This window comes from Alcanivorax sp. (assembly GCF_017794965.1).
In the GTDB taxonomy this organism is placed as follows: Bacteria; Pseudomonadota; Gammaproteobacteria; order Pseudomonadales; family Alcanivoracaceae; genus Alcanivorax.
This window is the reverse complement of record NZ_CP051240.1, coordinates 2854164-2876469: the sequence shown is the minus strand read 5'-3', so window position 1 is coordinate 2876469 and position 22306 is coordinate 2854164. Positions and strand designations below refer to the sequence as shown.

The window sequence follows — 22306 nt, the reverse complement described above, 5'->3', positions numbered from 1 at the left end:
CATGGTCTTCTCATCCAATCTGTTCGTGTTTCTTTTTTTGCCGCTGTTTTTGTCAGCCTACTATCTGACGCCGGGGCGCTGGCGCAACTGGACCATCCTGTTGGGCAGTTATCTGTTCTATGCCTGGTGGCGGCCGGACTTTCTGTTGTTGTTTGTGGCCATCACGCTGTGGAATTACGTGTTTGCCCTGGCGATTCAGAAATACCGTGAGCATCCACGTTGTTTCTACTGGCTGGTAGTCGGGGTGGCGGGCGACCTGGCTGCGCTGGGCTATTTCAAATATGCCAACTTCGGTGTGGATAGCATCAGTGCGCTGATGGTGTCGGTGGGCCTGAATCCGTTCTATCTGGAAACCATCATTCTGCCCCTGGGGATTTCCTTCTATACCTTCCAGGCGCTGGCTTACCTGGTGGATGTGTACCGTGGTGATGCCAAGCCCACCCGCAGCTTCATCAACTTTGCTGCGTTCATTTCTTTTTTCCCGCAGCTGATTGCCGGGCCGATTCTTCGTTACCGAAATCTGGAGCGGCAGTTTGAAAAACGTACTCACTCCATGGAGCTATTCTCCCTGGGGGCCAGTCGTTTTCTGCTGGGCTTTATCAAGAAGGTGCTGATTGCCGACAGTATCGCCCCCGTTGCGGCCTACTATATGGCGGCGCCGGATCCGGGCTTTGTTGACAGCGTCTTTGCCGTCGTCATGTCCACTCTGCAGTTGTACTTCGATTTTTCCGGTTATTCGGACATGGCCATTGGCCTTGGCATGATGATGGGGTTCAAGTTTCAGGAGAACTTCAATCAGCCCTTTGTATGCCTCAGCGTAACCGAGTTCTGGCAGCGCTGGCATATCACCTTGTCCCAGTGGTTGCGGGATTACCTTTACCGGCCGCTGAAGAAAACCCTGAACTGGCCGATGGGTGCGGCCACCTTTACTACCCTGGCGCTGGCCGGTTTCTGGCACGGGGCGGATCTGGCCTTCCTGCTGTGGGGATCAGCCATCGGCGGGATGATGGTGCTGGAGCGGCGGCTTGGCTGGGTGACAACCATGTCCACCCCATACTCCCTGTTCAGGAATTATCGCGCTCAGGCGTTCCTGTGGTTCATCTGGCCCTTGTTCCTGGCCGGCAATATACCGGATGCCTGGCGGATGATGTCGGGCCTGTTGGGGCTCAATGGCCTGGGCAGTCTGCACAACCTGACACTGTATGTGTCGCCCATGACCCTGTTCTTCTGCCTGGTGGCGTTTGTTTGGGAGCGTGGCAGCGCCTATTACAACAAGCGGTTCTACCTGGGGCTGGATGAAAGCAACGTGTTCCAGGATGTGAGTAGCTGGCGGGTGCCGATTCTGTGGTGCGGTTTTGCGCTGGCGGTGACGCGCTTGTCAGCCGAGTCTTTTTCTCCCTTTCTGTATTTCCAGTTCTGACAGGAGGTCGCCATGATTGCCATGAAAAAAGCCTCACAGATTAATGGTTGGCTGTTCCTCGTCGTCATTTTTTCTGGATTGCTGTCGTTGCTTTATCCGGTGGGGCAGTTCTTTGTCACAGAGCCAGCCGCCTGGGATCAGTTTCGCCAGGGTGAGCTGGTGCGCAAGCTGGAGCGTCATGTGGACGAGCAGTTCATCCTGCGCGAGCCGTCAATTGCCCTGTGGGCGGATGCCAGCTTTCTGCTGTTCCATGCCGGCCGCCCCGGTGTGCTGGTCGGCGAGCAGGAGTGGCTGTTCACCCGCGAAGAGTACTATTTCGATAGCCGCAGCGAACAAAGGCTGACGCGCAATCTTGAGCAAGTGGCTCACACCGTGTGCATGCTGGAAGCGCTGGGGAAACAGGTGCTGTTGGTGCCGGTGCCCGCCAAGCGGCGCCTCTATGCTCAATGGAGTGAGCGCGGTGTTTCCACAGATATGGACGCGCTTTACCAGCGGATAACCTCGTCGCTGAGTGACGCGCGTATCCCCTGGCTGGATACCCTGCCACTGATGCAGCATGCCGCTGCCCAGACGGATGTGTTCATGCGTACGGATACGCACTGGAGTCCCCGGGGCGCGGAAGTGGTTGCAGAGGGCGTGGCTTCCACGCTGGCGATTCCGCCACGCCATCAGTATCAGACACGCAAAGTGGCGGTGGAACCCTGGGAGGGCGATCTGCTGCGTTACCTTCCCACCAGTCAGGGGATCGGCCCGCAGCGCCAGGAGCCCTTGCCCCGCTATGAGACTGCCGCGCTGGACCAGGCGCAGGATGCGGCGGCATTGCTGGGGGATGACATGCCGCCGGTGGCGTTGGTGGGCACCAGCTACAGCGCCATGGACGAGTGGCATTTTCCCGGTTTCCTGAAGCAGCAACTGGGTGAAGACGTTCTTGTCTATGCGCTGGAGGCGGAAGGGCCTTTTGCCGCCATGCGGGAGTTCATCAACGGCCCTGCCGCCAGGGATGAGCGGGTGAAATATGTACTGTGGGAAGTGCCGGAGCGGGCACTGATTCAATCAATGGAACCGATTGTGGAAGGGGAGCGTCATGCGTGTATGGCTCATGATTCTGGGCATGCTGGTGAGTTTGCCGGTATGGGCAGCCCAGGACGGTAACGAGGGGCTCTATGAAATGGCCGCCCCGCCGGACTCTGCTTTTGTCCGGGTGGTCAATGTGACAGATGGACAGGTGGCAGTGGCGATGGATGATTGGCGCCAGTCCCTGTCACCGGGGCAGTCCGGGGATTACCTGTACCGTCCGGCGGGAACCGCGACACTTCGTGTCAACGACAAGCCGTTCGAGTTCTCGTTCGGCAAACGCTCGGTGCAGACGCTGGTGTTCGATGGTGTTGCGCTGGTGCCCCATGAAGACACCTATTTCAACAGCCGCCTGAAAGCCTTGCTGGTGATGTATAACCTGTCTTCCCAGTCGGCCACCCTGCAGACCAGTAATGGCGCCGTGAATGTAATCGGCCCCTTGCTGGCAGGCAGTAGCGATGAGCGAGAGATCAATGGGGTGAAAGTCTCCTTGAAAGTGACCCTGGATAGCGGCAAGACATTGCCACTGGAAGACGTGGTGTTGCAGCGCGGCAGGGTCTATACCGTGCTGGTAACGCCGGGTGACGGTGATGGCCAGGCTCGCCTGGAGGAAACCCATGTGGCTACCAAAACAGAGTCTTGATCACATGTGCCGCCTGATGCTGTGCCTTGGCCTGTGTTTCTGCCTGGCAGGCACAAGCCGGGCGGCGGTGGAAGAAGAGGGCCCGGCGAGTACGGATATCGCGCAGAAGGAAGAGCTGGATGTAATGCGGGGAGCCTTTCTTCAGCCGCCTTTCACCTGCGCGGCCCTGTCTGATCCGGCAACCTATGCCGAAGGCACCATGACCAGCATGCGCCAGATCATCCCGGGGGCGCCGTTCTGGTTCTTCCGCTCGGAGATCGATTTGCAAACGGCCTTTCCGCTGGACAAGCCTGCGCAAACCGCCTTTGCACAACTGGTGGACCGCCTTGCCGAGCGAGGTATTCGTCTGGTGGTGATGTTGCAGCCCACGCGAGGGCTGATGCATTCGGATGAACTGGTATCCCCCTGGAAAGAACGTTATTCGCTGGCCGCGGCACAGCAGTCCTTTCTGCAGAAGGCGCAGACCCTGCGTTCATTGGGCGCGATTGTGCCAGACATGGCGCCCGTGCTGACCGGTGACCATGAGCAGGAATATTTCTTCCGCCGTGATCACCACTGGACCCCCTATGGTGCAGACGTGAGTGCCAGGCAGGTGGCTGAGGCGATGCTGGCGGACACGGCGCTTGCCGACCTCCCGGAAGTGGCCTTTGAAACCCGGCCAGACATATTGTTGCGCAAGATGGGCACCCTGAATGTGGCGGTAGGGATGGTTTGTGGCAACACCTACAGTTACCAGTGGGTGCGTGGCAGCGTGACTGCCCCGGCAGAAGAAACAGACAGTGCGGATGCGCTGTTTGGCGATGTGGCGGTGCCGGCGATTGCACTGGTGGGTACCAGTAACTCGGATATTCGGGAAGACCGCTACAAGAATTACAATTTCCACGGCTTTCTCCAGCAATACCTCAGCCGGGATGTGGTCAACTTCGCCATGACCGGTGGTGGGGCCACGGGCTCGATGGAAGACCTGCTGCTATCTGACGCTTACCAGGAGGGCCAGTTTCGTTATCTGATCTGGGAATTGCCGGTGAGTTACGCTCTGGAAGAGCAGGAGGTGTGGCGGCAATTGCTGCCGGCGGCGGCGGGAGGTTGCGACAATCGCGCATTGCTGGCCAGTGATTCTGTGACCATACCGGTCTCCGAGATGGATGAGCGTGCACAGGTGCTGGCGAACGGGGGGCGGCAGCGGAGCCTGACCGCCGGCCGCCGGCATTTGCTGCTGGACATGAACTTTTCCGACAGCGCTCTCAAGGATTTCTATGTGTTGGCCTATTACGATGATGGCCAGCGTGAAAAAATCCGTATCCGTCGCCCGCCCCGGCTCGACAATGGCCGTTTCATGTTGCGTCTGGATCCTCCCGGGCGGAACAGCAACCTGTTATCGGTGCTGCTGGAGTTTGAGCAGCCGGTTAAGGCGGTTACGGAAGTGGAGGCGTCGCTATGCGATTACTGACCGGGGTGATGTTGGGGGTGCTCAGCGGTTGTACACAGGCGTCGTTGGTGCCCCTGTTTGACAGCCAGCAACTGTCCGCAGCAAAGCCGGACGCCAGGGCGTTGGCCCGCTGTCAGGCCGAGGCGCAGGGATATCCCTCCTATGACGGGCCGCTGCGGATGGGCAGCAAATATGATCAAAGTAAATCCAGCAAGGATACGCTCGATAAGGCGGCGGCTCGGGAATACCAGAAGCAGGTGGATGCGATCTACAGCTATCTGGGCTTTCTTGGCCAGATCACCGAGTACATGCGTAAGCCCAGTCCAGCCATCCGTGCGGCTGCCCGGGACTGCTTCAACCTGGCCCTGTCGCCGTGGGCAGAGCAAAAGGCCCTGGCGCAATCTGCGGCAAGCAAACAGGGGGAGGCTGTCCGAAAGTGGTTTCTCTCTGCGCTGGCCATCAACATGATGAAAGCAGAGGCGCTGACGGATTGGCAGATGACCTCTGCACAGCGGGACTGGCTGGCACTGCTGGCGGACCGCGTTCAGGCTTACGCCACCCCGCGGCGTCAACGCATGGACCTTTACAACAATCATGACTACTGGTCGTCATGGGCGGTGATGGGCGCCGCGTTGGTGCTGGATGATCCTGAGCGCCTTGAGTGGGCAGAGCAGGGCTACTGGCTGGCCATTGGGCAGATCACCCCCCGCAATGGCGGCGTGGTATTGCCGCTTGAGGCGGCCCGAGGCAAGCGGGCGGGCGAGTACCACGCTTTTGCGCTCACTCCTTTGATCCTCATGGCTGAGGCCGGTACCCGGAATGGCCTGACCTTGTACGAAGGTGATGGCAAGCAACTCCATGCGCTTGCCGAGGAAGTGGTCCATTTCTGGGCCCAGGATGGCAAGGGTGTGCAGTTCCCCCAGAAGCAGGTCGCCATCGATGATCACAAGATGGCGTGGTGGCCTGTGTATGCGCACCGTTTCCCGGATCGCCTGCCGTTACCGGCAGACGAGGGTGAGCGCTTTGGCTCCCGGTTTACCGGAGGCTCGCTAGCGGGATTGTGGGGAGAGTCTCGGTAAACTGCACGATCACTTCCTTACCCTGTAACAGAGGCGGGAGCAGGTCGGCTTCCCGGTCGGCCAGGTTGCCGGCCAGATACTTGCCCCGGTTACTGTCATGGCGAAGGCTCACGCCTTGCAGTAGCAATTCTCCTTCACCGCCCGTCTGCAAGGCAGCCAGTCCGTTGCGATGCAGGCGAAGCATCTTGAGATCTGCACTGATCTTTCTGCCGTCTGCAGCCTGCACGGCAATCGCGTAACGCTGGTTCCGGCTGATGTCCGCCCCGTCGAGGGTGACGTGCATGCTGCCGTCCAGGCGCAGGCCGTCACTGGTATTGCCGGTCAGTGTGAGCTGTGTCAGCCGGGTAGGCTGCTGGTCGCGCAGGCTCTTGATCTGAATGCCGTACTCATGATTATCCCGACTGGTAACCGCAAAGACCTGCACTTCGCCGGTGTGATCTTCCAACAACAGGCCATTGCCATGATTGCCTGTCAATTCGCTGTCCGAAAGCGAGAAGGGGGCTTTGCCGCCGGCACGCACGCCGTGGCCGGCGGAATGCTGCACCTGCAGGCGCTGTATGCTGGCGGGGCTGTCCTGGAATACCAGTCCCTGCTCCCGGCTTGCCTCCACGGTGAGTCCATCGATGGTAATGCGGCTGCCGGGTTCCGCATCCAGCCCCCGGTAGAGGTTGCTGAATTGGCCGTCCACAATCTCCAGTGTGGCAGGCGCGCCCGGTCCCTGGTAGCGGTGCCGGGCCACGCTCAGTCCATTGGCGCGGTAATCCGCACGGCCCATATCCTTCAGGGAGCTGTTGTGAATACGGGTGGTGGAGCCTCCCCAGCCATGAATAAAGCCGCTGCTGTTGTCGCCATTGCTGGACAGATTGCTGTGCTCAACCAGCAGTTCGCCCCGGTTGATCAGGCAGCCCCCGTGTCGCCCTTCAATGAACAGGGTGTCACCGGACAGGGTCAGGCTGGCGCCGGGGCCGATAACCAGAGGATAGTGCAGCGTCCAGCCAGACTCGGTGGCGGTGAGCGCGCTCGGACCAAGCTGCTTTGACAGCGATGCCAGTGTGTAGTCGCCTCCATTGAGCACTACCGCTTGCGGATGGCCCTGTTGGTAGCGGGCAATCTGCCGGAACAGTCCGTTGGCCGCAAAGGTTTCCAGGGGCCAGTTGCTGGCCTCGTTGGCGTAGATCGGGGTCAGGCGAACAGCGGCAAGGGCGGGCTGGAAGGCCAGCATCATCAACAGTCCGGCGAGGATGGTCTTCATCATGCGCTCCGTAGCAAGGTGCTCAGTTCCCGTGTCTTGCTGGCCAGCAGTTCCGGGTTAGAGCGGGTTTCCACATTGAGTCTGACCAGGGGTTCGGTGTTGGAAGCGCGGACGTTGAAGCGCCAGTCACTGAACTCCAGGCTCACGCCATCGGTATTGTCCTGGTCGAGAGCAATGTGGCCGTATTGATCAAGGATCTTGCGCAGCGCTTCGCCGCTATCGGGCACGGAAAAGTTGATTTCGCCGGATACCGGATAGCGTTTGGCGCGGTCCCTTACCAGTGATGACAGGGTCTGGCCGGACGCGGCGAGTAACCGGGACAGATGCAGCCAGGGCAGGATGCCGGAATCACAGTAGTGAAAATCACGGAAATAGTGGTGGCCGCTCATTTCGCCCCCGTACAGGGCATTGTCCTTGCGCATGCGCTCCTTGATGAAGGCGTGGCCCGTCTTGCTCTGCATGGGCAGGCCGCCGGCCTCCAGTACGGTGTCGATGGTGCTCCAGGTCAGCCGTGGATCATGAATGATGGTGCTGCCCGGTTGCTGCGCCAGCAGGGCATGGGCCAGCAGGGAGATAATGTAGTAGCTCTCGACAAAGTCGCCATGCTCATCAAAAAAGAAACAGCGGTCAAAGTCTCCGTCGAAGGCCACGCCCAGCTGGGCGTCATGCTTGATCACCGCCTGGCTGGTCTCTGCCCGGTTTTCCGGAAGCAGGGGGTTGGGGACGCCATTCGGGAAGGTGCCGTCCGGCGTATCATGGTAGCGATGCAGTAATGGGCGGATTCCCCGCTCGCCCAGGCATTCCAGTAGCACATCCAGTGCCGGGCCAATGGCCCCATTACCCGCATTGCTGACCATGCAGAAGCCGTCCAGGGGCTGGCAATCCACCAGGTGAAGCAGGTGTTCGATATACGGATGTTTGTCGGTGATGCGTTTGCGGGTGCCGCGGCGTCCCGTGTCCGGAAAGCGGTTTTCCAGTACCCGGTCGCGGATCTCGTGTAGTCCGGTGTCGCCGCTAATGGGGCTGGCGCCACGACGCACCAGCTTCATGCCGTTATAGTCCGCCGGGTTATGGCTGGCGGTGATCTGCACGCCGCCATCGGCCTGATGATGCACCGTGGCGAAATACACTTCCTCGGTGCCGCTAAGGCCGATATCAATCACCTCGGCGCCGCTACTCATGATGCCTTCGCTGAGTGCGTTGCAGAGGGCAGGGGAACTCAGGCGCATATCTGCGCCCACCACAATGCGGCTGGCGTTCAGCCAGTCGGCCATGGCCCGGCCAATGCGCCAGGCCATGTCTTCATTGAGTTCTTCGCCGATTCTGCCGCGGATGTCATAGGCCTTGAAGCAGGCCCCACTCATGGCAGCTGCGCCACTTTCTCGGTGGCGTCCTCACGGTGATAGCGGTCACTGATGCGGATGATGTCGTCTTCCCCCAGGTAAGTGCCGGACTGCACTTCGATCAGCTCCAGCGGAATGCGGCCCGGATTCTCCAGCGAGTGCACCTCACCGATGGGGATGAAGGTGGACTGGTTCTCTGCTACCAGGAAGGTGTTCTCTCCGCAGGTGACTTTGGCGGTGCCGGAGACCACAATCCAGTGTTCGGCTCTGTGATGGTGCATCTGAACCGACAGCTGTTCTCCGGGTTTCACGGTGATGTGCTTCACCTGATAGCGGTTGCCCTTGTCCACGGAGTCGTACTTGCCCCAGGGGCGGTGCACCAGGCGGTGATCCTCGGTTTCCGGGCGTTTGCGGGCCTTGAGGGTATCGGTGATGCGTTTCACTTCCTGGGCCTGGCTCTTGTGCGCGACCAAAATCGCATCCGGGGTGTCTACCACCACAAGGTCTTCCACGCCCAGCAGGGCTACCAGTCGCTCATCACTGATGGCCAGGTTGTTGTTGCTGGAGTGGGCAATGATGTCCCCGCGCAGGTGGTTGCCATCCCCATCCTTGTCCAGGTGGTCCCAGAGAGATTGCCAGGACCCAAGATCGTTCCAGAACAGTTCAACCGGGACCACGGCACCATCCTGGGTGTGTTCCATGATGGCGTAATCAATGGACAGGTCTTCGCAGCGCGCGAAGCTGGATTCATCCAGTCGGATAAAGTCCAGATCTGCCTTCCCCTGCAACAGGGAGTGGGTGCAGTGTGCCAGCATTTGCGGGTGGTGCTCGCGGAGTTCCTGCAGGTAACGCTCGGCCCGAAACAGGAACATGCCGCTGTTCCACAGGTAATTGCCGTCATCAAGAAACTGCTGGGCGGTGGCCGCGTCGGGTTTTTCCACGAAACGGTCGATCAGGTGGTGATCGCCGCAGGGTTCGCCCATACATATATAACCATAACCGGTTTCTACCCGGTCGGGTTGGATGCCAAAGGTGACCAGCAGGCCATCGTCTGCCGCTTTATAAGCCGCATTAATGGCCGTTTCCAGTGCTTCCGGATTGCGGATGGCGTGGTCGGCAGGGCAGACAAAGATTTTGGCGTTGGTGTCGCGCTGACGGGCCTGCAGCGCAGCCAGTGCCACCGCAGGAGCCGTGTTGCGGCCGCAGGGTTCGAGCAGGATGTCGGCTTCAATGCCGATATCATTGAGTTGCTCCGCCACCAGGAAGCGATGCTCCTGATTACAGACCACAATGGGTCTAACGCTACGCAGGTCGGCTGGCAGCCTTAATAGGGTGGCCTGCAGCATGCTGTACTCACCATTAAGGCGCAGCAGCTGCTTGGGATAGTGAGAGCGTGACAGCGGCCACAGGCGAGAGCCATTGCCGCCGGCAATAATCACTGGAATCAACATCAGAAATCCCTTCCTTATCTATGGAGCAAACCCGCAAGCCAGCAGGCGCGGTATACAAGCGATCCTTGGGTTCAAACATGCGCCGCGAGGAGGGATTCAGGGAAGAGTGTGGCGGCAGGTTTTACGAAATTCCGCTCCGATGGGTAGTTTGGTAACGCTACATAAGGGTGGGTTTGGTGGAAAATGGGGTATACAAAAGGCTAATTTGCACTTTGATTGAAATTACCCCTTGCAAACCCCGAATACCCTGTCTATTATTCGCGCCCTGCCTTCGGGCAGTAACCAACCGGGGCATTGTTCCCGGGCTTGTTTTGACACCACGTACCTATCCATGGAGATCAGGTGGGTGGGCTTTTTGCCATATAAATTATGGTTCGAAACAGTCTGGAGTTTGTTAGCTATGGCTAACCAAAGAATCCGCATCCGACTCAAGGCATTTGATCATCGTCTGATCGATCAGTCTGCTCAAGAGATCGTGGATACGGCCAAACGGACAGGCGCGCAGGTGACGGGTCCGATCCCGCTGCCCACGCGTAAAGAGCGTTTTACTGTGCTGATCTCTCCGCACGTAAACAAAGATGCGCGAGATCAGTATGAGATCCGCACTCACAAGCGACTGGTCGACATTGTCGAGCCGACGGATAAAACCGTGGATGCTCTGATGAAGCTTGATCTGGCTGCTGGTGTGGATGTGCAGATCAGCCTGGGTTAACAACGGGCGGGTTAATAACCGCGACAGGTTGTGAAGAGGTAAACAATGGCGATTGGTGTGATCGGTCGAAAATGTGGCATGACTCGCGTGTTCACTGAAGAAGGTGTCAGTGTTCCTGTGACCGTCATCGAAGTGACCCCCAACCGGGTTGCTCAGGTTAAGACCGAAGAATCAGATGGCTATCAGGCCGTGCAGGTAACGGTGGGTGAGCGCCGTGCCAGCCGTGTGACCAAGGCTCAGGCCGGTCACTTTTCCAAGGCTGGTGTCGAAGCAGGTCGTGGCGTTTGGGAATTCCGTGCTGAGGCTGGTGAGCTTCAGGCCGGTTCCGAAGTAACCGTTGAAGGTTTTGAAGCAGGTCAAATCATTGATGTGACCGGCACCTCCAAGGGTAAGGGTTTTGCTGGCGGCGTTAAGCGCTGGAATTTCAGCACCCAGGACATGACCCACGGTAACTCCTTGTCCCACCGTGCTCCGGGTTCCATTGGTCAGAACCAGACCCCGGGCCGCGTATTCAAGGGCAAGAAGATGGCTGGCCACATGGGTGCTGAGCGTGTGACTGTCCAGAATCTGGAAGTGGTGCGTGTAGACGCTGAGAAGAATCTGTTGCTGGTTAAAGGTGCGGTCCCCGGTGCTACCGGTGGTGATGTGATCGTGCGTCTGGCAGTGAAGGCGAAGGCCTGAAAGAGGAATAGAGGATGAATCTCAATACTGCCTCTGGAGGTACCGTTAGCGTTTCCGAAGTCGCCTTCGGCAAGGACTTTAACGAGCCTCTGGTTCATCAGGTTGTAACTGCGTTTCTGGCTGGTGCCCGTCAGGGTTCCAAGGCTCAGAAAAACCGTTCCGATGTGAGTGGTGGTGGTCGCAAACCGTGGCGTCAGAAGGGCACCGGTCGTGCTCGTGCTGGCACCATCCGCAGCCCGATCTGGCGTGGCGGCGGCAAAACGTTTGCTGCGACCAACCGTGACTTTTCACAGAAGGTGAACCGCAAGATGTACCGTGGCGCGCTGCAGTGCATCGTGTCCGAGCTGGTTCGCCAGGAGCGTCTGGTTGTTGTTGACGAATTCAGCGTTGATGCACCCAAGACCAAAGCTGTTGCGGCCAAGCTGAAAGATCTGCAGCTGAGCAATGTGCTGATCGTGACTGATAACGTGGATGAGAACCTGTTTCTGGGTTCCCGCAATCTGCCGAAGGTGGATGTGCGCGACGCACAGGGCGTCGATCCGGTCAGCCTGATTGCTTTTGAAAAGGTGCTGATCACTGTGCCGGCTCTGAAGAAACTTGAGGAGGCACTGGCATGAATCAAGAGCGTATCCTGACTGTGCTGCGTGCTCCGCACGTTTCTGAAAAAGCGACAGTTAATGCTGATGAAAACGGCACCTTTGTATTCAAGGTTGCTACCGATGCGAACAAGCTGGAAATCAAGAAGGCCGTTGAGACCCTTTTTGAAGTGAAAGTGAAGTCTGTTCGTACCGCCAAAGTGAAAGGCAAGTCCAAATTCTTCGGTCGTGTTGCGGGTAAGCGCGCTGACTGGAAGAAGGCCTACGTTTCCCTTGAGGAAGGCCAGGACATTGACTTCCTGGGCGCAGAGTAAGGAAGGGAGTAAGGAATAATGGCGATTGTAAAGTGCAAGCCGACTTCTCCGGGCCGCCGCTTTGTAGTCAAGGTGGTCAACGAAGATCTGCACAAAGGTGCTCCCTATGCGCCTCTGTTGGAAGCCAAGAGCAAGAGCGGTGGTCGTAACAACAACGGTCGCATCACTACTCGTCACAAGGGTGGTGGTCACAAGCAGAAGTACCGTGTAATCGACTTCCGTCGTAACAAGGACGGGATCCCGGGCATCATTGAGCGCCTGGAGTATGATCCGAACCGTTCTGCGCACATTGCCCTGGTCAAGTACCTGGATGGTGAGCGTCGTTACATTCTGGCTCCGAAGGGCCTGAAGGCTGATGATCGGATTCAGTCCGGCGAAGATGCGCCGATCAAGGTAGGTAATGCCCTGCCGCTGCGCAACATTCCGCTGGGTTCCACGGTTCATAACGTGGAGCTGAAGCCGGGCAAGGGTGGCCAGCTGGCACGCTCTGCTGGTACTGCCATCCAGGTGCTCGCCAAAGATGGCCAGTATGTCACTCTGCGTCTTCGCTCTGGCGAAATGCGCAAGGTGCACGCTGACTGCAAGGCGACCCTGGGCGAAGTGTCCAACAGTGAGCACAGCTTGCGCTCACTGGGTAAGGCGGGTGCCACACGTTGGCGGGGTGTTCGCCCCACTGTACGTGGTGCGGCAATGAACCCGGTAGACCACCCACATGGTGGTGGTGAAGGTCGCTCTTCCGGTGGCCGTCATCCGGTGACCCCCTGGGGTGTGCCGACCAAAGGTCACAAGACCCGTACAAACAAGCGCACTTCCAAGATGATTGTGCGCGACCGTCGTAAGTAAGGGATAAAGAGAGGTTCAGGCTGTGCCACGTTCACTCAAAAAAGGTCCTTTTGTGGATCACCACCTGCTGAGCAAGGTGGAAGATGCGGTGGAAGCCGGCTCCCGTAAGCCGATTAAAACCTGGTCCCGTCGCTCCATGATTATTCCGGAGATGGTGGGTCTGACTATTGCTGTTCACAATGGCAAACAGCATGTGCCGGTTATGGTTTCCGAGCACATGGTGGGCCATAAGCTGGGCGAATTCGCCCTGACCCGCACGTACCGCGGGCACATCGTGGACAAAAAGGCTAAGCGATAAGGTGACAGCCATGGCTACTGAAGTTGCAGCCCGTCTGCGCGGTGCAAGAATTTCGGCTCAGAAAGCACGCCTCGTAGCGGACCAGGTCCGAGGCCTGGAAGTCGAGAAGGCGCTGAATCTTCTGGAATTCAGCCCGAAGAAGGCGGCAAAAATCGTTAAGAAAGTGCTGGAGTCCGCAATTGCAAACGCGGAAAACAACGACGGCGCTGACGTTGACGAGCTGAAGGTATCCACAATTTTTGTGGACGAAGGCATGACCATGAAGCGTATCCGTCCGCGCGCCAAAGGCCGCGCTGACCGGATCCTCAAGCGTACTTGCCACATTACTGTGAAAGTCTCGGAAGGTCAGGAGTAACCAGATGGGTCAGAAAGTTCATCCGGTCGGTATTCGCCTTGGCATCGTTAAAGAGCATAACTCGCTCTGGTATGCCGGACCGAAGTCTTATTCAGACTGCCTGGTTACCGACCTGCAGGTACGTGAGTTCCTGTTCAAGCGTCTGAAGAATGCCTCTGTGAGCCGGATCAAGATCGAGCGTCCGTCCGAAAACGTACGCATCACGATCGCTACCGCTCGCCCGGGCATCGTAATCGGCAAGAAGGGCGAAGATGTCGAGCGCCTGCGTCGCGATGTGGCCGCCAAAATGGGTGTGCCGGTTCATATCAACATCGAGGAAGTGCGCAAGCCCGACCTGGATGCGCGTCTGGTAGGCGATAACGTTGCTGGCCAGCTGGAGCGTCGTGTGATGTTCCGTCGCGCCATGAAGCGTGCCGTACAGAACGCCATGAAGTCCGGCGCTGAAGGTATCAAGATTCAGCTGTCTGGTCGTCTGGGTGGTGCAGAGATTGCGCGTACCGAATGGTACCGCGAAGGCCGAGTGCCGCTGCACACCTTGCGTGCTGACATCGACTACGCAAGCGTACGTGCTGAAACGACTTACGGCACCATCGGTATCAAGGTGTGGATCTTCCGTGGCGAAGTGCTTGGTGGCATGGAGCAGGTTCAGCAGGAAGAGCAGCAGAAGCAGTCCAAGGGCGCGAAGAAGCGCGGCCGCGGTTAAAGGGTAACGAACGATGTTGCAGCCGAAGCGTACCAAATTCCGGAAAGTTCATAAGGGCCGCAACCGTGGCCTGGCAGAGCGGGGCAGCAAAGTGTCTTTTGGCACTATTGGTCTGCAGGCAACTGGCCGCGGTCGTATCACCGCACGCCAGATCGAAGCCGCCCGTCGTGCCATGACTCGTCACATCAAGCGTGGCGGGAAGATTTGGATCCGGGTTTTCCCGGACAAGCCGATTACCAACAAGCCGCTGGAAGTGCGGATGGGTAAAGGTAAAGGTTCTGTAGAGTATTGGGTTGCCCAGATTCAACCGGGCAAGATGCTTTACGAAATGGAAGGTGTTTCTGAAGACGTGGCGCGTGAAGCGTTCCGTCTGGCCGCGGCCAAGCTGCCGGTAAGCACCCGTGTCGTAACTCGGACGGTGATGTAAGCCATGAAAGCGAGCGAGCTGAGAGATAAAAGTGTTGAAGAGCTGCAACAGGAGCAAATCAACCTGCTTGAGGAACAGTTCAAGCTGCGTATGAAGTCTGCTTCCGGCCAGCTTTCCAAAACCCACGAGCTTGGGACGGTTCGCCGTAACATTGCGCGCGTAAAAACCATTCTGAGAGAGAAGCAGGGTAACTAGTCATGGCAGAGGCAAAAATGCGCCGGACCGCTACCGGCAAAGTGATCTCCAACAAGGGTGAAAAAACTATCACTGTGTTGGTAGAGCGCCGGGTTCAGCACCCGATTTACGGCAAGATCATCAAGCGTTCCAGCAAGCTGATGGCGCACGATGAGCAAAACCAGTGTAACGAAGGTGACCTGGTTACCATCGAGGAATGCCGTCCGATGTCCAAGCGGAAAACCTGGACTTTGGTAAATGTAGTCGAACAGGCCAACAAGGCCTAACGGACCGTTGCTGTGGCTGCCTGTAAAGGCAGAGTTGGAGAGAGTTAGCGATGATTCAGACCGAAAGCATGCTCGAAGTTGCCGATAACAGCGGCGCCCGTCGAGTACAGTGCATCAAAGTACTGGGTGGTTCTCACCGCCGCTATGCAGGCATTGGTGACATCATCAAGGTCACAGTGAAGGAAGCAATTCCGCGCGGCCGTGTAAAGAAAGGTGATGTAATGACCGCCGTGGTTGTGCGTACCCGTAAAGGTGTACGCCGCCCCGATGGTTCTTTGATTCGTTTCGACGAAAATGCCGCGGTGTTGTTGAACAACAACAAAGCACCGATCGGTACCCGGATCTTCGGCCCGGTAACGCGCGAGCTGCGCACCGAGCAGTTTATGAAGATCATCTCCCTGGCACCTGAAGTTCTGTAAAGGCGGGTGAAGGTAATGCTTAAGATCAAGCGTGATGACGAAGTCATCGTAATCGCGGGCAAGGACAAAGGTAAGCGTGGCACTGTTCAGCAGGTTCTGGACAATGGTCGCGTAATCGTTGGCGGCATTAACATGGTGAAAAAGCATGTTAAGGCCAATCCTAACCGCGGTACTCAAGGCGGCATCGTAGAACAGGAAGCGGCACTTCATGCTTCCAACGTTGCCATCTGGAACCCCAAGTCGCAGAAAGCGGATCGTGTGGGCTTCCGTTTTGAAGACGGCAAAAAAGTGCGTTTCTTCAAGTCCAACGGCGAAACGCTGTAGGTTAGGTGACCCATGAGTGATCTGAAAAAGATTTATCAAGACGAAATCGTGCCCAAGCTGAAAGACGAGCTGGGTCTCGATAACATCATGGAAGTGCCGAAGATCACCAAGATCACCCTGAATATGGGTGTTGGTGAAGCTTCTGCCGACCGTAAGGCAATGGACGGCGCTCTCGCCGACATGACTGCCATTTCCGGTCAGAAGCCCCTGGTAACCAAGGCTCGTAAGTCTGTTGCCGGCTTCAAGATCCGTGAAGGTTGGCCGATCGGCTGCAAGGTAACCCTGCGCAACGATCGTATGTACGAATTCCTGGAGCGCCTGGTTTCCATCGCGATCCCGCGTATTCGTGACTTCCGTGGTTTGAATGCGAAATCCTTCGATGGCCGTGGTAACTACTCCATGGGTCTTCGTGAGCAGATCGTGTTCCCGGAAATCGATTTCGACAAGGTCGACAAATTGCGTGGTCTGGATATCACCATCACCACCAATGCGAAGACTGATGACCAGGCACGGGCGCTGCTGCGCGCCTTCAACTTCCCGCTGAAGGGCTAAGAGGATTTATCATGGCTAAAGAATCCATGAAAAACCGGGAAGCAAAACGCGCCAAACTGGCCAAGCGTTTTGCCGCCAAGCGTGCAGCGCTTAAGGCGATCATCCAGGATCCCAATGCAGAACCTGAAGCGAAGTGGGATGCTCAGCTTCAGCTGCAGAAATTGCCGCGCGATTCTTCGCCGGTACGTCAGCGTAACCGCTGCCGTATTACCGGTCGTCCGCACGGTTACTACCGCAAATTCGGCCTGAGCCGGATCAAGCTGCGTGAAGCAGCAATGCGCGGTGATGTTCCCGGTCTGGTTAAGTCCAGCTGGTAAGCCAAGAAACAGGCATGAGTAGCGGAGCGATTGCGGCATGAGCATGCAAGATACCCTGGCGGATATGTTTACTCGTATCCGTAACGCCCAAATGGCCAAGAAAGTACAGGTTGAGATTCCTGCCTCCAAGGCAAAGGAAGCGATTGCCAAGGTACTTCTGGACGAGGGTTACATTGCTGGTTACAAGGTCAGCGATGAGAAAAAACCGGTAATGACGGTTGATCTGAAGTATTTCGAAGGTAAGCCGGTGATCGACAAGATCGCTCGTGTTAGCCGTCCTGGTCTGCGTGTCTACAAGAACGCAAACGAGATTCCGAAGGTCAAAGGCGGCCTGGGTGTGATGATTGTATCCACCAATCAGGGCATTATTTCTGACCGCGCAGCGCGCAAAGCCAATGTTGGTGGCGAGCTGATCTGCGAAGTGTCCTAACAGAAGCGGCGTAGACGGGTTAGGTGCAGCAATGTCTAGAGTAGCAAAAAGTCCGGTAAACCTGCCGAAGGGCGTCGAAGTTAAGGTCGACGGCCAGAATGTTGCCATCAAAGGCAGCAAGGGCAGCATGGAGCACGAAGTTCACGAGCTGGTAGCCGTGTCTGTTGAGGAAGGTGTGGTTTCTGTGAAGCCTCACGATGATTCCCAAAAGGCGTGGGCCCTGGCCGGGACTACCCGTGCAGTATTGAACAACATGGTAACGGGTGTTGCCGAAGGTTTTGAGCGCAAGCTTCAACTCCTCGGTGTTGGTTACCGTGCCCAGGCTCAGGGTAAAGTCCTTAACCTGACTCTCGGCTTCTCCCATCCGGTTGCTTACGAGCTGCCTGAAGGGATTACTGCCGAAACCCCGAGCCAGACAGAGATCGTTATCAAGGGCATTGACAAGCAACTGGTAGGTCAGGTTGCTGCCAATGTTCGGGCCTTCCGTCCGCCTGAGCCCTACAAGGGTAAAGGGGTGCGCTATGCTGATGAGCAAGTGCGCCGTAAGGAAGCCAAGAAGAAATAATCGTCGAGATTAATGCCATGAAAGACAAAAAAGTTGCACGTCTGCGCAGGGCAAAACGTACTCGCCTGAAGATCCGTGAACTGGGCGAAGTTCGTCTCTGCGTAAACCGTACTCCGCGTCATATCTATGCGCAGGTAATCTCTGCGAACGGCGGCCAGGTACTGGCTTCCGCTAGCACTGTAGAGAAAGATCTGCGTGCTGAAGCTACCGGTAACACTGACGCAGCGGCCAAGGTTGGTCAGCTGATCGCTCAGCGTGCCAAAGAAGCGGGCGTAGAGCGCGTTGCCTTTGACCGTTCCGGTTTTAAATATCACGGTCGCGTAAAGGCGCTGGCAGACGCCGCGCGTGAAAACGGGCTTGAATTCTAAGGGTGCTTGGTTATGTCGAAAGTTGATCCCAACGAAGGTCTGCAGGAAAAGCTGGTTCAGGTAAACCGGGTTGCTAAAGTTGTTAAAGGCGGCCGTATCTTCGGTTTTACCGCGCTGACTGTAGTGGGTGACGGCAAGGGCAAGGTTGGCTTTGGTCGTGGCAAGGCACGTGAAGTGCCCGCCGCTATCCAGAAAGCCCTGGAAGCTGCCCGCCGCAACATGATTCAGGTGGAGCTGAACGGTTCCACCATCCAGCACCCGATGAAGGCCCGTCACGGCGCCTCCAAGGTGTACATGCAGCCGGCCGATGAAGGTACCGGTGTGATTGCCGGCGGTGCGATGCGCGCCGTGCTGGAAGTCGCAGGCGTTCAGAACGTACTGGCCAAGTGTTATGGCTCCACCAACCCGGTTAACGTGGTTCGGGCTACCTTCAATGGCCTGAAGTCCATGGCGTCTCCGGAGTCTGTGGCCGCCAAGCGTGGCAAGTCTGTCGAAGACATTCTGAACTAAGCGCAGATAACGGAATCGTTACGATGGCTGAAAAGATCAAGGTAAAGCTGGTTAAGAGCACCAACGGCCGGCTGGAAAAGCATAAGGCCTGTGTGCGTGGTCTCGGTCTGCGCCGTATCGGCCACACCGTGGAAGTTGAAGATACCCCTGCGGTACGCGGCATGATCAACAAGGTCGCGTACATGGTACAGGTAGAGGGAGAATAGTGATGCGTCTGAATGATCTGCATCCTGCTGAAGGTTCCCGCCCGGACGGCAAACGTGTCGGTCGTGGTATCGGCTCTGGCCTGGGCAAGACTGGTGGCCGTGGTCACAAAGGTCAGAAGTCCCGTTCCGGCGGTACTGTGAAGCCCGGGTTCGAGGGTGGTCAGATGCCACTGCAGCGTCGTGTGCCGAAGTTCGGCTTCACGTCCAAGCTGGCAATGGGCACTGCCGAAGTTCGCCTGGCCGAGCTGGCCAAGGTGGAAGGCGATGTGATCGACCTGGCTTCCCTGAAAGCTGCCAACGTGGTTCGTCGTGATATGAAGCGCGCGAAGATCGTTCTGCAAGGTGAAATTGACCGTGCAGTGACTGTTCGTGGTGTTGGTATCACCAAAGGTGCCCGCGAAGCGGTTGAGAAGGCCGGCGGCAAAGTCGAAGAATAAGGCGACGCTTTATGGCGAAGAATCGCGCTCAGACATTGAATGGTGGCGCGCCGAAAGTAGACAGTGGCGCTATGCGCGAGCTGTGGCGGCGAATCGGTTTTCTGTTGGGCGCCCTGGTGGTGTTCCGGATCGGGGCACACATCCCGGTTCCGGGCATGAACCCGGAAGCGTTGCAACAGATGTTCAACAACAACCGGGACACCATTCTTGGCCTGTTCAACATGTTCTCCGGGGGCTCCCTGGAGCGCATGAGTATTTTTGCGCTGGGCATCATGCCCTACATTACTGCCAGCATCATCATTCAGCTGATGTCTGCAGTGGTGCCGACTCTGGAGCAGCTCCGAAAGGAAGGTGAACAGGGCCGACGCAAGATTACCCAGTACACCCGGTATCTCACCGTGGCACTGGGTGCAGTTCAGTCCTTCGGTGTATGCGCAGGTCTGAAGAGCCAGGGTATTACCCTGCTGCCCGAAGCGGCAACCTCCATGCAGGTGGCCAGCTTCTATTTCGTGGCAGTTACCAGCCTTCTGACCGGTACCGTGTTCCTGATGTGGCTGGGTGAGCAGATCACCGAGCGGGGTATTGGCAATGGTATTTCCATGCTGATCTTCGCGTCCATTGTGGCAGGCCTGCCTGGTGCGGTGGCTCAGACCTTCGAGTCTGCCCGTACTGGTGACCTGAGTCTGATCATGATGCTGTTTGTGTTCCTGGTGGCACTGGCCGTTATTTTCGGTGTGGTGTTTGTGGAACGCGGGCAACGCCGTATTACGGTGAACTACGCACGCCGCCAGCAAGGCCGTCGTGTGTATGCAGCGCAGCAGAGTCATCTGCCGCTGAAAGTGAACATGGCAGGGGTTATTCCGGCTATCTTCGCCAGCTCCATTCTGCTGTTTCCGGCTTCACTGACCCAGTGGTTCAGTGATTCCAATCCGGATTCGTGGTGGGGGCAGACGTTGCGTAGCGTGAGTGATGCCTTGTTGCCGGGTACGCCGCTGTATGTACTGCTGTTTACCCTGTCTATCGTGTTCTTTTGCTACTTTTATACAGCGCTGGTGTTCAATCCGAGGGATGTCGCTGACAACCTGAAGAAATCCGGCGCTTATATACCGGGTATCCGCCCGGGCGAGCAATCCGCTCGCTATATCGACACCGTGATGGGCCGTCTGACCCTGATCGGCGCGGTATACATGACGCTGGTGTGTCTGTTGCCACTGGGTCTGCAAGCTGTTGCCAATGTGCCCTTCTACCTGGGCGGCACCTCTCTGCTGATCGTTGTGGTGGTAGTCATGGACTTCTGGTCGCAGGTTAATTCGCACCTGACGTCCACCCAGTACGAGAAGTTGATGAAGAAAGCCAACCTGAAAGGGTATGGCGGCACCGGACTGGTGCGTTAACGAACGAGGCGAGTGCGATGAAAGTTCAGGCTTCTGTGAAGAAGATCTGCCGTAACTGCAAAGTGATCCGTCGTAAGGGTCGCGTCATGGTGATCTGCAGTGCCGAACCCCGGCACAAGCAGCGCCAGGGTTAAGGTTCAGTCTTCTTTTAAGTGTTTGGTTGAAATTCAGTCGGCGTAGCGCTAGACTCTGCCGCCTTTCGGCGCCATAGAGCCTGGCGCACCCGTTTTGTGAATCGGAGATATTCGGATGGCCCGTATTGCAGGCGTTAACATCCCGGAAAATAAGCACACGGTGATTTCACTCACCTACATCTTCGGGGTCGGTCGTACCCGTGCACAGCAAATCTGTGCCGCGGCCGGTATTGAGGAAACCGCAAAGGTTCGTGACCTGAGCGGTGAGCAGCTGGACGTCATTCGTGGCGAAGTTGCCAAGTTCTCTACCGAGGGTGACCTGCGCCGGGAAATCAACATGAACATCAAGCGTCTGATGGACCTCGGTTGTTACCGTGGTATTCGCCATCGTCGCGGCCTGCCGCTTCGCGGTCAGCGCACCAAAACCAATGCTCGGACCCGTAAAGGTCCGCGTAAACCGATTCGCAAGTAAGCTGAAACGTCAGCGGCTGGATTTGGATAGGCATTATGGCTAAGTCAAAGAAAGATAGTGGCGCACGTCGCAAGAAGGTAACGCGCAGCGTAGCGGACGGCATCGCTCACGTGCACGCTTCCTTCAACAACACCATCATCACCATTACTGATCGTCAGGGCAACGCTCTGTCCTGGGCGACCTCCGGTGGTGCCGGTTTCCGTGGTTCCCGCAAGAGCACCCCGTTCGCTGCCCAGGTGGCTGCCGAGAACGCGGGTAACGCTGCCAAGGACTACGGTTTGAAGAATCTTGAAGTTCGCGTGAAGGGCCCTGGCCCGGGCCGCGAATCCTCCATTCGTGCCCTGAATGGCTGTGGCTACAAGATTACCCATATTGAGGACGTTACGCCGATTCCGCACAACGGTTGCCGTCCGCCTAAAAAGCGTCGCGTGTAACGGGAGTTAAAGCAAGATGGCAAGATACATCGGTCCCAAGTGCAAGCTTTCCCGTCGTGAAGGCACTGATCTGTACCTGAAGAGTGGCATTCGTCCGCTCGATTCCAAGTGTAAGGCTGAGCAGGCGCCGGGTCAGGCTGCTGGCGGTCGTCGCCCGGGTCGTCTTTCCGACTACGGCGTACAGCTGCGCGAAAAGCAGAAAGTTCGTCGTACCTATGGTGTGCTGGAAAAGCAGTTCCGTAGCTACTACAAGAAGGCAGCTTCCTCCAAGGGTGCAACTGGCGAAGTCCTGCTGCAGCTTCTGGAAGGTCGTCTGGATAACGTGGTATACCGCATGGGCTTCGGCTCTACCCGCTCTGAAGCGCGTCAGCTGGTATCCCACCGTGCCATCCTGGTTAACGGTCAGTCCGTCAATGTGGCCTCCTACCAGGTGAAGCCGGGTGACGTGATCAACGTTCGCGAGAAGTCCAAGAACCAGCTGCGCGTGAAGAACGCCATGGAACTGGCTCAGCAGCGTGGTTTCGTGCCGTGGATTGAGGTGGACGAGAAGAAACTGGAAGGGACTTTCAAGTCCAAGCCGGAGCGTATCGACCTGCCTGCCGAGATCAACGAAAACCTGATCGTCGAGCTGTACTCCAAGTAAGGACTGCCTGAGGGATCTCT

At 57.3% G+C, this 22306-nt stretch carries 34 protein-coding genes; 31 read left to right on the top strand and 3 right to left on the bottom strand.

The window, feature by feature from the left end; all coding sequences use genetic code 11:
• Position 1: 1 nt before the first annotated feature.
• Genes HF945_RS12720 through HF945_RS12700 form a run of 5 tightly spaced genes read left to right on the top strand, consistent with a single transcriptional unit; the run spans position 2 to position 5645 of the window.
• On the top strand, positions 2-1420 hold the full coding sequence (locus HF945_RS12720) for an MBOAT family O-acyltransferase (RefSeq protein WP_290522958.1): 1419 nt from the start codon (positions 2-4) through the stop codon (positions 1418-1420).
• A gap of 12 nt (positions 1421-1432) precedes the next feature.
• Positions 1433-2572 (top strand): alginate O-acetyltransferase, encoded by a 1140-nt coding sequence (locus HF945_RS12715; protein WP_290522957.1) that lies wholly within the window; start codon positions 1433-1435, stop codon positions 2570-2572.
• The gene (locus tag HF945_RS12710) at positions 2505-3137 is read left to right on the top strand and encodes an alginate O-acetyltransferase AlgF (protein WP_290522956.1); all 633 of its coding nucleotides are present in this window, start codon (positions 2505-2507) and stop codon (positions 3135-3137) included. Before HF945_RS12715 ends, HF945_RS12710 begins: the two co-directional genes overlap by 68 nt.
• Positions 3112-4587, top strand: coding sequence for an alginate biosynthesis protein AlgX (locus tag HF945_RS12705; RefSeq protein ID WP_290522955.1), 1476 nt, complete (start codon positions 3112-3114; stop codon positions 4585-4587). The genes HF945_RS12710 and HF945_RS12705 overlap by 26 nt, the downstream gene beginning before the upstream one ends.
• Positions 4575-5645, top strand: coding sequence for a polysaccharide lyase (locus tag HF945_RS12700; RefSeq protein WP_290522954.1), 1071 nt, complete (start codon positions 4575-4577; stop codon positions 5643-5645). Before HF945_RS12705 ends, HF945_RS12700 begins: the two co-directional genes overlap by 13 nt.
• On the opposite strand, the gene HF945_RS12695 is transcribed toward HF945_RS12700, so the two are convergent.
• From HF945_RS12695 to HF945_RS12685, 3 genes are read right to left on the bottom strand one after another with little or no spacing between them, the layout of a single operon-like run.
• Complete coding sequence (locus HF945_RS12695) at positions 5602-6900, bottom strand: right-handed parallel beta-helix repeat-containing protein (RefSeq protein ID WP_290522953.1); 1299 nt, start codon at positions 6898-6900, stop codon at positions 5602-5604. The genes HF945_RS12700 and HF945_RS12695 overlap by 44 nt on opposite strands.
• Positions 6897-8261 (bottom strand): phosphomannomutase CpsG, encoded by a 1365-nt coding sequence (locus HF945_RS12690; protein ID WP_290522952.1) that lies wholly within the window; start codon positions 8259-8261, stop codon positions 6897-6899. The genes HF945_RS12695 and HF945_RS12690 overlap by 4 nt, the downstream gene beginning before the upstream one ends.
• The gene (locus HF945_RS12685; RefSeq protein WP_290522951.1) at positions 8258-9691 is read right to left on the bottom strand and encodes a mannose-1-phosphate guanylyltransferase/mannose-6-phosphate isomerase; all 1434 of its coding nucleotides are present in this window, start codon (positions 9689-9691) and stop codon (positions 8258-8260) included. The genes HF945_RS12690 and HF945_RS12685 overlap by 4 nt, the downstream gene beginning before the upstream one ends.
• A 400-nt stretch (positions 9692-10091) precedes the next feature.
• Between HF945_RS12685 and rpsJ the strand changes: the two genes are divergently transcribed.
• From rpsJ to rpsD, 26 genes are all read left to right on the top strand, one after another.
• Positions 10092-10403 (top strand): 30S ribosomal protein S10, encoded by a 312-nt coding sequence (gene rpsJ / locus HF945_RS12680; protein ID WP_022986497.1) that lies wholly within the window; start codon positions 10092-10094, stop codon positions 10401-10403.
• 45 nt (positions 10404-10448) lie between these two features.
• Positions 10449-11084, top strand: coding sequence for a 50S ribosomal protein L3 (rplC, locus tag HF945_RS12675; protein WP_290522950.1), 636 nt, complete (start codon positions 10449-10451; stop codon positions 11082-11084).
• A 14-nt stretch (positions 11085-11098) separates the two neighbouring features.
• Complete coding sequence (gene rplD, locus HF945_RS12670; protein WP_290522949.1) at positions 11099-11701, top strand: 50S ribosomal protein L4; 603 nt, start codon at positions 11099-11101, stop codon at positions 11699-11701.
• A complete protein-coding gene (gene rplW / locus HF945_RS12665; protein ID WP_290522948.1) occupies positions 11698-11994 on the top strand; it encodes a 50S ribosomal protein L23 in 297 nt (98 codons plus the stop codon). Before rplD ends, rplW begins: the two co-directional genes overlap by 4 nt.
• Positions 11995-12012: 18 nt before the next feature.
• Entirely contained in the window at positions 12013-12837 is an 825-nt protein-coding gene (gene rplB, locus HF945_RS12660; RefSeq protein ID WP_290522947.1) for a 50S ribosomal protein L2, read from the top strand.
• Between the two features lie 22 nt (positions 12838-12859).
• Positions 12860-13135: a 30S ribosomal protein S19 gene (gene rpsS, locus HF945_RS12655; protein ID WP_290522946.1), complete on the top strand. Its 276-nt coding sequence runs from the start codon at positions 12860-12862 to the stop codon at positions 13133-13135.
• 10 nt (positions 13136-13145) lie between these two features.
• Positions 13146-13490: a 50S ribosomal protein L22 gene (gene rplV / locus HF945_RS12650; RefSeq protein ID WP_022986491.1), complete on the top strand. Its 345-nt coding sequence runs from the start codon at positions 13146-13148 to the stop codon at positions 13488-13490.
• A 4-nt stretch (positions 13491-13494) separates the two neighbouring features.
• Positions 13495-14193, top strand: a complete 699-nt coding sequence (gene rpsC / locus HF945_RS12645) for a 30S ribosomal protein S3 (protein ID WP_246974369.1) — start codon at positions 13495-13497, stop codon at positions 14191-14193.
• 13 nt (positions 14194-14206) lie between these two features.
• Positions 14207-14620 (top strand): 50S ribosomal protein L16, encoded by a 414-nt coding sequence (gene rplP, locus HF945_RS12640; protein ID WP_290522945.1) that lies wholly within the window; start codon positions 14207-14209, stop codon positions 14618-14620.
• 3 nt (positions 14621-14623) lie between these two features.
• Entirely contained in the window at positions 14624-14815 is a 192-nt protein-coding gene (gene rpmC, locus HF945_RS12635) for a 50S ribosomal protein L29 (RefSeq protein ID WP_290522944.1), read from the top strand.
• A gap of 2 nt (positions 14816-14817) precedes the next feature.
• On the top strand, positions 14818-15081 hold the full coding sequence (gene rpsQ, locus HF945_RS12630) for a 30S ribosomal protein S17 (RefSeq protein ID WP_161316849.1): 264 nt from the start codon (positions 14818-14820) through the stop codon (positions 15079-15081).
• Positions 15082-15131: 50 nt separating this feature from the next.
• On the top strand, positions 15132-15500 hold the full coding sequence (gene rplN, locus HF945_RS12625; protein ID WP_022986486.1) for a 50S ribosomal protein L14: 369 nt from the start codon (positions 15132-15134) through the stop codon (positions 15498-15500).
• 15 nt (positions 15501-15515) lie between these two features.
• Positions 15516-15824, top strand: coding sequence for a 50S ribosomal protein L24 (rplX, locus tag HF945_RS12620; protein ID WP_290522943.1), 309 nt, complete (start codon positions 15516-15518; stop codon positions 15822-15824).
• Positions 15825-15836: 12 nt separating this feature from the next.
• Positions 15837-16376: a 50S ribosomal protein L5 gene (rplE, locus tag HF945_RS12615; protein WP_290522942.1), complete on the top strand. Its 540-nt coding sequence runs from the start codon at positions 15837-15839 to the stop codon at positions 16374-16376.
• An 11-nt stretch (positions 16377-16387) separates the two neighbouring features.
• Positions 16388-16693 (top strand): 30S ribosomal protein S14, encoded by a 306-nt coding sequence (gene rpsN / locus HF945_RS12610; RefSeq protein WP_290522941.1) that lies wholly within the window; start codon positions 16388-16390, stop codon positions 16691-16693.
• Positions 16694-16730: 37 nt separating this feature from the next.
• Entirely contained in the window at positions 16731-17123 is a 393-nt protein-coding gene (gene rpsH / locus HF945_RS12605) for a 30S ribosomal protein S8 (protein WP_290522940.1), read from the top strand.
• Between the two features lie 31 nt (positions 17124-17154).
• Positions 17155-17688 (top strand): 50S ribosomal protein L6, encoded by a 534-nt coding sequence (rplF, locus tag HF945_RS12600; protein ID WP_290522939.1) that lies wholly within the window; start codon positions 17155-17157, stop codon positions 17686-17688.
• A gap of 17 nt (positions 17689-17705) precedes the next feature.
• Positions 17706-18056, top strand: coding sequence for a 50S ribosomal protein L18 (rplR, locus tag HF945_RS12595; protein WP_035234276.1), 351 nt, complete (start codon positions 17706-17708; stop codon positions 18054-18056).
• Positions 18057-18068: 12 nt separating this feature from the next.
• Complete coding sequence (gene rpsE, locus HF945_RS12590) at positions 18069-18566, top strand: 30S ribosomal protein S5 (RefSeq protein WP_290522938.1); 498 nt, start codon at positions 18069-18071, stop codon at positions 18564-18566.
• A gap of 23 nt (positions 18567-18589) precedes the next feature.
• Positions 18590-18772 (top strand): 50S ribosomal protein L30, encoded by a 183-nt coding sequence (rpmD, locus tag HF945_RS12585; RefSeq protein ID WP_022986478.1) that lies wholly within the window; start codon positions 18590-18592, stop codon positions 18770-18772.
• 2 nt (positions 18773-18774) lie between these two features.
• Positions 18775-19209, top strand: a complete 435-nt coding sequence (rplO, locus tag HF945_RS12580; RefSeq protein WP_290522937.1) for a 50S ribosomal protein L15 — start codon at positions 18775-18777, stop codon at positions 19207-19209.
• An 11-nt stretch (positions 19210-19220) separates the two neighbouring features.
• Entirely contained in the window at positions 19221-20603 is a 1383-nt protein-coding gene (secY, locus tag HF945_RS12575) for a preprotein translocase subunit SecY (protein WP_290522936.1), read from the top strand.
• Positions 20604-20620: 17 nt separating this feature from the next.
• Positions 20621-20737, top strand: coding sequence for a 50S ribosomal protein L36 (gene rpmJ, locus HF945_RS12570; RefSeq protein WP_008928865.1), 117 nt, complete (start codon positions 20621-20623; stop codon positions 20735-20737).
• 115 nt (positions 20738-20852) lie between these two features.
• Positions 20853-21209, top strand: coding sequence for a 30S ribosomal protein S13 (gene rpsM / locus HF945_RS12565; RefSeq protein ID WP_161316867.1), 357 nt, complete (start codon positions 20853-20855; stop codon positions 21207-21209).
• A gap of 35 nt (positions 21210-21244) precedes the next feature.
• Positions 21245-21643, top strand: a complete 399-nt coding sequence (rpsK, locus tag HF945_RS12560) for a 30S ribosomal protein S11 (RefSeq protein WP_161316869.1) — start codon at positions 21245-21247, stop codon at positions 21641-21643.
• Positions 21644-21659: 16 nt separating this feature from the next.
• Entirely contained in the window at positions 21660-22286 is a 627-nt protein-coding gene (rpsD, locus tag HF945_RS12555; protein WP_022986473.1) for a 30S ribosomal protein S4, read from the top strand.
• The last annotated feature ends 20 nt before the right edge of the window (positions 22287-22306 follow it).